The sequence below is a fragment of the Streptococcus mitis genome (assembly GCF_905187535.1).
Taxonomy (GTDB): domain Bacteria; phylum Bacillota; class Bacilli; order Lactobacillales; family Streptococcaceae; genus Streptococcus; species Streptococcus mitis_BS.
Window position 1 is genome coordinate 36,683 of sequence record NZ_CAJJIE010000028.1, and the last position, 12,552, is coordinate 49,234.

General features: G+C 37.2%; 9 protein-coding genes. 7 read left to right on the top strand and 2 right to left on the bottom strand.

Features of this window, described 5'->3' with window-relative positions; translation table 11 throughout:
* The first annotated feature begins 69 nt into the window (after positions 1-69).
* From JQ841_RS03610 to JQ841_RS03635, 6 genes are all read left to right on the top strand, one after another.
* Positions 70-1,380 (top strand): ABC transporter substrate-binding protein, encoded by a 1,311-nt coding sequence (locus tag JQ841_RS03610; RefSeq protein WP_194251766.1) that lies wholly within the window; start codon positions 70-72, stop codon positions 1,378-1,380.
* Between the two features lie 95 nt (positions 1,381-1,475).
* The gene (locus JQ841_RS03615) at positions 1,476-2,378 is read left to right on the top strand and encodes a carbohydrate ABC transporter permease (RefSeq protein WP_000032532.1); all 903 of its coding nucleotides are present in this window, start codon (positions 1,476-1,478) and stop codon (positions 2,376-2,378) included.
* A gap of 1 nt (position 2,379) precedes the next feature.
* The gene (locus JQ841_RS03620) at positions 2,380-3,225 is read left to right on the top strand and encodes a carbohydrate ABC transporter permease (protein WP_194251767.1); all 846 of its coding nucleotides are present in this window, start codon (positions 2,380-2,382) and stop codon (positions 3,223-3,225) included.
* 9 nt (positions 3,226-3,234) lie between these two features.
* Complete coding sequence (locus JQ841_RS03625) at positions 3,235-4,554, top strand: glycoside hydrolase family 32 protein (protein ID WP_153210665.1); 1,320 nt, start codon at positions 3,235-3,237, stop codon at positions 4,552-4,554.
* 740 nt (positions 4,555-5,294) lie between these two features.
* A complete protein-coding gene (locus tag JQ841_RS03630) occupies positions 5,295-6,584 on the top strand; it encodes a membrane protein (protein WP_001062783.1) in 1,290 nt (429 codons plus the stop codon).
* Between the two features lie 9 nt (positions 6,585-6,593).
* The gene (locus JQ841_RS03635) at positions 6,594-7,682 is read left to right on the top strand and encodes an AI-2E family transporter (RefSeq protein ID WP_044020350.1); all 1,089 of its coding nucleotides are present in this window, start codon (positions 6,594-6,596) and stop codon (positions 7,680-7,682) included.
* 271 nt (positions 7,683-7,953) lie between these two features.
* Here JQ841_RS03635 and JQ841_RS03640 read toward each other — a convergent pair whose 3' ends face one another.
* Together JQ841_RS03640 and JQ841_RS03645 are read right to left on the bottom strand one after the other, a co-directional pair.
* Positions 7,954-8,469, bottom strand: a complete 516-nt coding sequence (locus tag JQ841_RS03640) for a DUF308 domain-containing protein (protein ID WP_020900386.1) — start codon at positions 8,467-8,469, stop codon at positions 7,954-7,956.
* Between the two features lie 481 nt (positions 8,470-8,950).
* Complete coding sequence (locus JQ841_RS03645; protein ID WP_203180137.1) at positions 8,951-9,289, bottom strand: helix-turn-helix domain-containing protein; 339 nt, start codon at positions 9,287-9,289, stop codon at positions 8,951-8,953.
* 135 nt (positions 9,290-9,424) lie between these two features.
* Here JQ841_RS03645 and JQ841_RS10085 point away from each other — a divergent pair, with 135 nt between their 5' ends.
* On the top strand, positions 9,425-12,466 hold the full coding sequence (locus tag JQ841_RS10085; RefSeq protein ID WP_274380120.1) for an SEC10/PgrA surface exclusion domain-containing protein: 3,042 nt from the start codon (positions 9,425-9,427) through the stop codon (positions 12,464-12,466).
* Positions 12,467-12,552: the final 86 nt, after the last annotated feature.

Below are 12,552 nucleotides of genomic sequence, written 5' to 3' on the forward strand. Positions count from 1 at the left end.
TTCAAAAACAGGCTAGAAGCTTGTTTAAAAAATAAATAAAAATGAAACGTTTCAAAAAGGAGGAAAATGATGCGTAAAGGTACAATGTTATCTGTTGTTGCGGGGCTATCGTTAGCTATACTTGCAGGTTGTAGTGGAGGAACTAACTCAAAACAAGCGAGTTCTTCAAATGATATTAAAGTCTGGGTACAATTCTCTGACGAAACCAATGAAGGAAAAGCTTGGCAAAAAGTTGTTGACAACTTTAATCAATCAGGAAAAAGTAAGTACAAAGTTGTAACTGAGTATATTCCTCGTAGTGGTAGTGGTGGAGGATATGAAGACAAGGTTAATGCTGCTATCACGACTAATAGTCTTCCAGATGTTATTACCCTTGATGGACCAAATACGGCAGCTTATGCAAAATCTAAAGTGATTACTCCGCTAGATGATTATCTAAAAGATAATAATATGGATGATGTTTTGGACAGTATTAAACAACAAGGAACTTATGATGGCAAATTCTATGCATTTGGATTTTCTGAATCGAATGTTGGTGTTTATTACAACAAAAAAATGTTCAAAGAGGCCGGAATTGCGGAATCAGAGCTTCCAACGCTAGAAAAGCCATGGACATGGGATGAATTTAATACGATTGCTAAAAAATTGAAAGATCATTATAACAAACCGGCAATTGATTTTCGTATTAATTCAAACGATGAAATGTTACCATATGCTTATATGCCGTTGATTTGGTCAAATAATGGTTCTGTCGTAAACGAAGATGGAACAAAGGCAGAAGGATACTTCAACTCAAAAGAGAGTGTAGAAGCAGTTCAATTCATTCAAAATCTTGTAAAAGAAGGTTATACAACTGTTAGTCCAGTCGAAAAAGGTTTTGAAACAGGAGAGTATCCAATGCTTTTGAGTGGTTCTTGGACGATTGCTGACATGAATGTAAACTACAAAGATATTGATTTTGGTATCCTTCCTTACCCAGTATCTAGTAAGACGAAAAAATTAGTATCCCCTTCAGGTAGTTGGCAATTAGCTGTTACGACAAAATCTGATAAAAAAGAGGCAGCATCTGAATTTGTTAAATTTGCTACAAATACAGAATCAAGTGAAATTATTAGCTTGGGGAATTCGGTCCTTCCGATTCGTAAATCTACAATTGAAAATATCAAAGATAAAGTGTCCGAACCAATGCGTTTCTTGATGGAACAAAATTCAAAAACAGCTCATGCTCGCCCAGTTGTCGTAGCATATCCTCAGGTTTCTAGAGCTTTTCAACAAGCGATGCAAGATATCAGCTATTATGAAGAAAATCCAAATGTGCAAAAAGTCTTGGATACTCGTACAAAAGAAATGCAAACTGCTATTGATCAGTCACTCAAATAATCTGTAAAAAAGAAGGTGGAAGGAAAATGTTTGGAACTACCTTCCCCTTTCTTGTTAATAGCCTAGTTTGATATATATGATTAAAGGAGATGGATATGAGTAAAGAAACTGTTGTGGATACAAAAAGACGTGAAAAAATAAAGGATAACATACTAGGTTATAGTTTTTTAGCTCCAGCTTTAATTTTATTAGGTATCTTTTTAGTAATTCCAGTTGGAATGGTCATTTATTACGCTTTTACAGATTATTATTTGTTGACACCAGATGAAAGAAAATTTGTTGGACTTGAAAATTTTATTCGATTAACAAAAGATCCGATTTTCTTAAAGAGCTTCTTGAATACTTTGAAATTTGTTGTTTGGATTATTCCAGTTCAATTGGGAGCGGCCTTAGGAATGGCTTTGATTGTTAATAAAAAGCGCAAAGGGAATATGTTTTTTAAAGTGGCTTTTTTTGCTCCAGTTGTCATGTCCTTGGTAGTTATTTCTATTCTTTGGCTTTATCTTTTAAATCCAAATAGTGGCTTATTAAATGCTATTTTAAATAAGGTAGGTATTGCTTCTCAACCTTTCTTGACTAGTCCTAAACAAGCTATGTATGCAATTGTTTTTGTTTCTGCTTGGCAGGGTGCAGGTTATCAGATGCTTTTATTTTTAGGAGGAATGCAGAATATTCCACAAGATGTCTATGAAGCTGCTGAATTAGATGGATTCTCAAAATGGGCTCAGTTTCGTTATATCACGATGCCCCTACTAAAACCAACAGCCCTGTTTGTATTGTTAACAACTTTAATTTCTGCTTTTAAGCTAATTGTACAACCAATGGTTATGACGCAAGGTGGGCCATTAAACTCAACAATTACTATGGTGTACTATATTTATCAACAAGGTTTTACTGATCGTCTTGTAGGATATTCTAGCTCAATCGCTTTAGTATTTACAACGTTAATTGGTATGATTAGCTTAGTGCAACGTCGCGTTCTGAAGGAGGATGACTAAGATGAAACGATTTAAACCAACAACAATCTTAGAATATATTCTGTTAACCCTATTGGCAGGACTCTTCCTTTTTCCTATGGTTTGGATGGTAGTTTCAGCCATGAAGCCAGAAGCGGATGTTTATAAAAATTTAACTAGTTGGCAAGCCTTCTTACCAAGTTTAAATCCCGCTGATTGGTTTAAACCTTATCAGGAAGTATTTGAGCGATTTAGTATTTTTACCTATCTAGGGAACAGCATTTTTTATGCTGGAACGTTTGCTATTGGTTCTATTATTGTCAATGCACTGGCCGGTTTCGCTTTTGCAAAAGTCAATTTTTCAGGTAAGAAAATTTTATTTGGTTTCTTACTTGCTTTACTTATTATTCCAGTAGAAACTGTGTTAATTCCACAATTTACCATTATCAATTCCTTAGGTTTGGTCAATAATCGTCTTGCAGTTATTATTCCAGGATTGGCGAGTGTATTTAATATTTACTTATTTAGGAATTTCTTTATTGCAATTCCAGAAGAGATTCTTGAGTCTGCAAAGATGGACGGAGCAAGTATCGTTAGAATTTTCTTTAAAATTATGCTTCCAATGTCTAAACCTGCAGTTGCCACAGTTGGCGTTTTATCATTTATTTCAAGCTGGAATGATTATATTTGGCCATTGATGGTTTTGACAGATTCTTCTAAATTTTCAATGCAGGTTGCAATTACAACTATTAATACAACTCAACCAGTTTATATCAATCAGGTAATGGCTGTATTAACTATTTCAACGATTCCGTTGATTTTGGTCTATGTAGTCGCTCAGAAATATATTGTTCAAGGTCTAGGTGGTTCCGGAACTGGAATAAAATAGGATATACTTATGATAAATAAAACATTTACAGTAGAAAAAGCCAATCGTTTTATAGCAGAAAATAAACATCTCGTAAATACTCAGTATAAGCCTGAAGAACATTTTTCAGCTGAGATTGGTTGGATCAATGATCCAAATGGATTTGTCTATTTTCGTGGAGAATACCATCTCTTTTATCAATTCTATCCTTATGATAGTGTTTGGGGGCCTATGCACTGGGGTCATGCTAAAAGTAAGGACTTGGTGACTTGGGAGCACTTGCCAGTGGCACTTGCTCCTGACCAAGACTACGACCGCAATGGTTGCTTCTCAGGATCAGCTATCGTCAAAGACGATCGCCTCTGGCTCATGTATACTGGTCACATCGAAGAAGAAACCGGTGTTCGTCAAGTACAAAATATAGCATTTTCAGATGACGGGATTCACTTTGAAAAGATTGAACAAAATCCAGTTGCAACTGGAGCAGATTTGCCAGATGAGTTAATTGCTGCTGATTTCCGTGATCCAAAACTCTTTGAAAAAGATGGACGCTATTACTCCGTAGTAGCTGCCAAACACAAGGATAATGTGGGCTGTATCGTTCTACTAGGGTCCGATAACCTAGTAGAATGGCAGTTCGAATCCATTTTTTTAAAAGGGGTAGAACACCAAGGCTTTATGTGGGAATGCCCAGATTACTTTGAGTTAGATGGGAAGGATTGCCTTATTATGTCACCCATGCGTTATCAGCGTGAGGGAGACTCATATCATAACATCAACTCATCGGTTTTGTTCACGGGTAAGGTAGATTGGGGAGAAAAACGTTTTATCCCAGAATCAGTTCAAGAAATTGATCATGGCCAAGACTTCTATGCGCCTCAAACATTGTTGGACGATCAAAATCGTCGTATCCTGATTGCTTGGATGCAGACATGGGGGCGTACCCTTCCAACCCATGACCAAGAACACAAATGGGCATGTGCCATGACTTTACCTAGAATTCTAAGATTGGAAGATGGCAAACTAAGACAATTCCCTGTTAAAAAAGGCCAATATCAAATCCAAATAGATAAAGATTGTCATTACCACTTAGGAAATGATACAGATTATCTTGAATTTGGTTATGACAGTAATGCGCAGCAAGTTTACATTGATCGTAGCCATCTTGTTCAAAAAATTCTAGGTGAAGAAGAACAGGACACTAGTCGACGGTATGTAGATATTGAAGCTAAAGAATTGGAAGTTGTTCTAGATAAAAATTCCATCGAGATTTTTGTCAATCAAGGTGAAGCAAGCTTGACGGCAACCTATTACTTAACAGTGCCAGCTGAGCTATCACGAATCGATTAAAAATTAAGTTATTTCTCCTAAAGAAAAATCTCTTTCTATAAATGTTGAAAGAGATTTTTTTGTTTGATTAGATAGTAGAGAAGGCGAAAAGATGCTTTTATACTTGAGGAGGAAGCCGTTTGAGACAAGAAAAAAAGCCTTGATTTTAAGGCTTTTCCTGTTGATTTAGATGCCCCCTACAGGGATTTGGAAAGGACTTTCATATTGAGAGCAATTAAAAATATTGAAATATAAGTGATTTTAGGTATTTTCAATGTCATGATTTAAAAATGGGACAAAAGTGGGGCAAAAACCATACAGATTCTAAACTGTATGATTCTTTTTTTATCTAACCAAGAAAGGTTAAAACTTATTAAAACAAATGCAATCAACTGTTGAAAACTTTTTAGTCCGTGTAATATAAAAACAAGTAAAAAGTTGAACTATAGGGAATATTGTGTCATAATAGGTAATAGATGAATAATTAATAGATTGGAAATAATGCTTTCTTACCTTAACAAGTTGAATTGGTTATACATTTTTTCGTCGCAATTGTGTCTATCTCTCGAGTTTAGCTAGTTTTTATAAGCTCTGGTTTCTAATCAATATAACAAATTTTAGAAGTGCATAAGACAAGATGGTGACATTACTACAGTCATTTCTAGTCACCATATGTTGCTGGCACAGGCTGTTTGTAGTGTTGGCTATTTACTAGTCAGTTTAATCGGAGTGTTTAATTTTTATTGTTGAAAGGTTTTTATATGGCGAAAATTCTATCTTTAGGTCTGACAGGTAAGAAATTACTTGCTCAGGGGTTCTTGTTTGTTCTGCTAGGTCTCATCTTGATGGTCACGGGGACTTGGTTGCCAGTAAAGGTTATTCGACTGGTTCTGTTTTTAGCTTGGATAGCAACGGTCTTAGATTTAGTATTACGTATTTTCAAAAAAAGTCAGTCAACGGACACCTTGGGAGTTGCACTGGTTAAATTGTTAGTGCTGGGATATTTGCTTGGCTCCAATCTTGCGACGGATGTGCCGATTTATATTTTGGCTCTTGTGATTGGAGTTTATCAGATTTTTCATGCTAGTATTAACCTTGTCACCTATGTTCTCTACCGCAAAAACAAAATTCGACCTCGTTTTCGTCTCTTACTAGATGGACTCGTACTAGTTTTTCTTGGTGGGACTAGTCTTTTGTCCTCTACAGGAAATTCTGTCTTTCAACTCTTTGTATTAGGGGCTTATTTTTTCCTTTATGGTGTGTCCAATATCCGTGATGGTTTCTTGTTTGAGGAGGAAATTGGGAAAAACCATCTCAAACGTCGCATTAGAATTAGCTTACCTATTGTCCTAGCCGCTCTCATCCCTGCAAGAACTTTAGCAAAAATCAACAAATTCATGCAGGAAAATGCTGATGAGAGAGAGGATATCCATCTTGGAATGGTGAAGTCTGGTAAGACAGCGGAGCTTGAAATTTTTGTTCATACAGCTGAGACCTCCCTGTTTTCAGCTATTGGTCATGTGGATATCTGCTATCAGGGCCGTGTTATTTCTTATGGCAACTATGATCCGTCATCTGAGACCTTATTTGGTATGGTAGGAGATGGTGTCTTATATTTCTGTGATCGTGACAAGTACATTGACCTATGTAAACGTGAGAGTCAAAAAACGCTTTTTGGTTATGGGATAGATTTGACGCCTGAAATGGAAAAAGCAGTTCAGAAAAAGTTGGCTGAATTGAAACAACTGACGATTCCATGGGAGCCAAGTGCAGATAAAATCATGACAGGTGATGGTAAGGAAGACTACACCTACGCTTATAAAATCAGACATGAGACAGATGGGGAACTTTATAAATTTATCAAATCTAAGTTTAAATCCTACTTTGTCTTATCTACAAACTGTGTGCTCTTGGCTGATACCATAGTCGGTCAGGCTGGCACCGATATCCTCTCACCCAAAGGATTTATCGCTCCAGGAACTTACCAAGCCTACCTTAATCGAGAGTTTGAAAAACCAAATAGTATAGTCGTATCTAAACATGTTTATTAAGGAGAATTTATGAACTTAGTAAAAAAATACACCCCGTTAATCCTTTTTATAGGGCTGGTTGCTCTTGTAATTCTGAATGCATCGAGCTTTATATCAGGAGCAATCTCTCTCTTTGATGTAATATCAACCTTGATTTATGGTGCTGTTATTGCTTTTGTGCTTAATGTTCCTATGAAAAAAATTGAACAGTATTTAGTTAAATTGAAGGTAAAGGCAGAGTTGCGTCGTCCGATTGCCATGGTACTTGTTTTCCTAGCTCTTATCTTAATCGTGATTGCTCTTTTGGTTTTGGTGCTGCCAACCCTAGCCCAGACTATTAGTCAGCTGGGAACAGTCCTTTCAACAGTCCTGACTCAACTTGGGAAATTGCTAGGCAGCTCGGAATTTGTAACCAAAGACATGTTGTCAACTATCGTATCAGGCATACAGGGACAATCTAGTTCTATTAGCCAAGCTTTGATAGGTTTTTTATCAGGTCTGACTAGTAATATCGGCAATATTTTTTCAAGTTTGATGAATGCCTTTTTGATTATAGTCTTCACCTTTTTATTTTTATCCAGTAAGGAACATTTGGCAGCGATGACGAGTCGACTTCTAAAAGTTTTTCTTCCAGAGAAGGTGGTGATAAAGTTGACTTACATTGGACAAGTAGCACTAGAGACTTATGACCAATTTTTGATGAGTCAGCTGATTGAAGCAGTTATCATAGGAGTTATGATAGCGGTTGGTTACAGCGTGTTTGGGATACCCTATGGAGTAATGACAGGTATCTTTGCAGGAGTGCTATCGTTCATTCCTTATGTAGGGCCTATGATTGCTTGTGTTGTGGGAGCGATTTTTATCTTCACAGTGAGTCCTACTCAAGCCTTACTTTCTCTTCTTCTATATCAAGTTATACAGCTGATTGAAGGAAACCTTATTTATCCTAGAGTTGTAGGTCAGTCTATTGGTTTGCCAGCTATTTTCACGCTTGCGGCTGCTAGTATTGGAGGGAATCTTTTCGGACTACTTGGAATGATATTCTTTACCCCCGTATTTGCTGTTATCTATCGACTGGTTAAAGAATTTGTCGTCGCAAAGGAAAATCAGCTAGATTAAGAAAAACTAAATTTAATAAGATATACTGAGAAGAGAGTGAGAGATTCTCTTCTCTTTTATTTTTAAATACTTTGCTACAAAAAGCTATTGGACGTCAAAAAAAGCCTTGCAACCAAGGATTTTTCCTGTTGATTTAGATGCCCCTACAAGGCTCGAACCTGCGCCCCATAGCTTAAGAGTCTACTGCTCTACCGACTGATCTAAGAAGGCAAATAAAAAGCTGAGAATGTAACTTCCCAGCTTTTTTAATATGCCCAAAATGGCAGCTAGATTATTTACGAAAGGCATCAAGGATATAGGTGAAACCAACAATTAAAAATGCAAAGGCAACGACATAAACGACAAAGACACTTGTAGCTACTGGATTGAACAAAATCACTAGACCTAGTAAAAATGCAAGCAACGCTATCCACATGATATGGTTGCCAATAATAGGGAAAATCAATCCCAGACGATTGCCTTTAAAGAAAGCTATAATGGCTTCTACAATTAACCAAATTCCTAAAATAGTTGGAATGACAACTGGTAGCGTCACAAAGCCATAGGCAACGAGGTAAAGAGCCAAGAGAAGATTAACAATCCCTTGGAAAAGATGAGCTGGTGAGCGAAGCACTTTTGGTACAGAGAAATAGCCTAAAATAGCTGCTATAGAAGCAACCAGTAAACCAAATGCAATCCACCAGCTGTAAGCAACAAGATTAGCTACTGGGTCTGTAAATAGAAAGAGTGCTAAAAGGACAAAAACAACTCCTGCAAGGAATAGCAGTAAACGATTAGAAAATTTCATTTCAATACCCCCTATATAGTATAGTATAGTTTGATAATAAAAATATTATACACCTTTTTAGAGGAAATATCAATAAACAAAATGGAAAATTTGGAAGTTTCAGTCTGATTTATGAAAAGAAAATCAGTTTTTATTATTTTGAAAATAAAAAGAGAAGATAAAATTTGTCTTCTCTACATGAAAATATTGTATGGCATCAAAGCAAAAGTAACTGGCTTTACACTTTTTGTAAAGATGTAATTTGATTCAAAAAGAAAAGATAGATTTAAAATGTGGGACAAATGATGGGGTAAATCAGTTATAGACAAGCAAAAAAAGCCTTGATTTACAAGGCTTTTTCCTGTTGTATTTAGATGCCCCCTACAGTCGATTTAGAGTTAAAATAAGTAAAAATGAGTAACGAAAATATTGATAAATCAAGGTTTTGCCACTCTCTAAATTGCCTGTAAAAATAAAAGGTAGAACAAAAGTAGAACATTTTCTATCTTATTTCTTTAAGGATAAGTATCAAGGCATCTAAGACTCGGGAGCGTTGTTCAGTTGGAAGAGTTTTTAATTCATCAACAAGTAGAGAAATTTTTGGGTCTTCTTCTTTTAACTGTATATCAAAGAATGTATCTAAATCTACTTCTAATGCTTCCATTACTTTCTCTAGCGTTTGAATTTTTAAGTTAGTTGAAAGATTTTCTAATTTGTAGATATAATTAGTACCCAAATCAGCCATCTCTTCTAGTTGTTCTTGAGTATATCCTCTTTCTAAACGTAATAGACGGATTCTTTTAGAGATGTAATCTTGAAGATTGCTTTTGTTATTTGTCATGTAGTACCTCGCTACTTACATGATACAGTCAAAATGGTACAAATTTTAGACTTTTTAAAGTTATTTTATATATAAATAACCTTTAAAAGTTGTTTTGTGATATAATAAGTTTATAAAGAAAAAAGAGGAAATAATATGAAAAAATCAACAATCGCAATGACAGCAGCCGCAGCTGCTACAGTTTCTCTATTTAACACAGTAGGCGCAGAAGAAGTCGCTCCAAAACCAGTGAATGTGGAAGCGCCAAAGGCGGAGGTTGTGGAAACAACTACTCCTGCGGTGGCGACAAAAGAAGAGGTTGCTACAAAAGAAGCAGAAGCTAAGAAAGCGGATCAAGATGTAGTAGAAGCAAAACAGGCGGTCAAAGATGCCAAGCGTGCTACAAATGAAGCAGATTCTCTTGTCAATGAGAAAACAGAAGCTGTAAAAAAAGCAGAGGATTTTGCGAAAAAGGCAAGCCCAGCAGTTATTACAGAAGCTGAGAAAGCAGTAGTTAAGGCAGAAGCAGAAGTTCCTGCAAAAGAAGAAGCTCTTAAAAATGCAGAAGCAAAAGCTACAGAAGCAAACCAAGCGGTATCTGCACAAGAAGCAGTTGTAGCAGAAAAAGAAGCTACACAAACTGTAAAAGAAAAAGCACTTACAAGTGCCACAGAAGCGGTTCAAATCGCCACAGACACGCTTAACAATAAAGGTTTGGAAAATGCCAAAGAAGCACAAAAAGAAGCCGTAGAAGCGGAAAAAACAAGCAAACAAGCGCAAACAGATGCAGAAACTGCCTTAAAAAATGCAGAAGAAGCAAATCAAGCAACAAAAGCGCAAATTGAAGGTACAAAAGCAGATATTGCTACAAAAACCCAAGCGGTATCTGATGCCAAAGCACATCAAGCGCAAGCAGAACAAGCTCTTAAAGCGGCCACTGCTGAAGTAGAAGCTCTGATTGAGTCTTCAAAACCACTTGCAAAAGGATCAATTCAGTTCAAAGAAGCCTTTGTTTCAAAAATCAAAGAAAAAATCCAGTTGAATAAGGACTACTGGGCAATTCCAGATAATAAACTTACTCAAGCGGATATTGATAAATTTGAAGCTCGTAATAAAGAGTTGAAAAAAGAGATCACTGACATGGTTGGAGATAGCATCCAATCTAAAAACCTTGTCTTGAGCGAAGCGGATAAGGCAGATAAGATACAGTATGATGTTAATAATCTTCCAAAAGAAATCCGTGATGATTTGACACTATTTGCAGCCGACTTGATTTCAAACTTGCGTGAGCAGTTGGGTCTTACAGACGTTGTTGTAACAAAAGACTCATTTGAGTTCGCAGAAAAAGTCGCAAAAGAGTACATCAAAGGTGGTTGGTCTATCGCACGTCGCGAAGATTACCGTGCTCGTGGTGGTCATGGTCACTATGCCAAGGGTATCCATTCGGTTGCAGATGCCTATGGTTTGAACGGTTTGCACCCTACTGAGGAGCAAATGAATAAGGGTATCCAAGGGTACGAAAACTCTGTGATTCAATCTGTACCTAGTACACGTGTTTGGACTAAATCTTACATGAAGTCTAATTTGTTTACATCTTTAGCAGACTTAGTAAGTAACGAACAAGACTATGGGCATCTTGTAGGTATTCTAAGATTTGATGAACCTAAAGAAATGGTTTACTCAGGTGGTTTCGCTCAAAGTATCTCTAACGATGCTTACACTACTCACTTTATCACAGGTATCACAGAAAGCCGAGCAAAGGGTTCAAAATTCAACACAACTGAAATCACAAACCCATACACAATCGCTCGCAAAGGTGCTTCAACTAATACTGAGCTAGAAACTAAAAAAGCAGAAAAAGCACAAGTAGAAGAAACTCTTAAAACTGCTAACCAAACTGTAGCTGAAGCAGAAACAGCATTGCAAACTGCAAACTCAAACTTGAAAGCCCAAGAAGCTAAGTTGGTAGATACAGAAGCCTTGAAACAAGCTCTTCAATCTGCTACAACCACTCATAATCAAGCCGTTGTCGCTCTTTCAAATGCCAATGCCTTGGTTGCTACCTTGTCTGCTACAAAGGCAGATAAAGAAGCGAAATTGGCAGAATTGAAAGCAACTGCACAAGAAGCAGAGAAAGAGTTTAACCAAGCCAAAGCAGAAACAAAAGCAGAGAAAGCAACTCTTTCTTCTCTTCAAGCAAAAGCAGAAGAAGCTACCCAAGCGGTATCCGTTGCCAAAGAAGCTCTTAACCAAGCAAAAGCACAAGTTGTTTCTTCAAAAGAGTTGGTTCAAGATTTGAAAGTTGCTGCAAAAGAGCTTGAAGCTCGCAAGGCAGAGTTGAAAGACGCAGAAGAAGCGCTCAAAGAAGCAAAAGCAAACCAAGCAACTGCGCAAGAAGCACTTGAAGCAAAAGAGAAAGTAGCCAAGGAAGCAAATAAGGCTTATGCGACAGCAAAAGCAAGTTATGAAGCAGAACAAGCTCGTCTTCAAGCAGAAGAAGCTAAGAAACATCCTGTAACAGATAAGGGTATCCCAGAAGTTCAACCAGCTCTTCCAGAGTTTGTACTTCCAACAATTCCATCTGTTCCAAGCACTCCTAGCGTTCCTAGCGCACCTGTTGCTCCTGTTGCTCCTGTAGCTCCTGTTGTTTCATCAACTCCACGTGTTGAAGTTCCTGTTGTGAATAACAATGGTGGGGTGTCAGGTCAAGATAAAGCCAAAGTAGATGTAGTTGCCAAACAAAAAACGGAAACTAAGACTACAAAAGATTCTCAGGCTGGTAACTGGATTGAGTCAGCTGGTCGCTGGTGGTATCAGCATGAAGACGGCTCATACACTACTAATGGTTGGGAACAAATCAAGGGTACATGGTATTACTTTGACAATACAGGCTGGATGCAAACTGGCTGGGTCAAAACTGGAGGCTCATGGTATTACTTGAATGAAACAGGTTCACTGGCTACAGGCTGGGTCAAAGACAATGGCACATGGTACTATCTTAAAGATAGCGGTAAAATGGCTACTGGTTGGGTAAAAGATAACGATACATGGTATTACCTTGATAGCGCTGGCGCTATGAAAACAGGCTGGTTTACAGTTTCTGGTAAATGGTACTATGCCTATAGCTCAGGAGCTTTAGCGGTGAATACTACTACACCAGATGGCTATACGGTCAATGTCAATGGTGAGTGGGTATAAAAGATTAAATTGTAATAATAAAAAGAGAGAGCCAAATCGCTCTCTTTTTTGAATTTAGAAGTAAATTACGCTAAGTGATATGATTA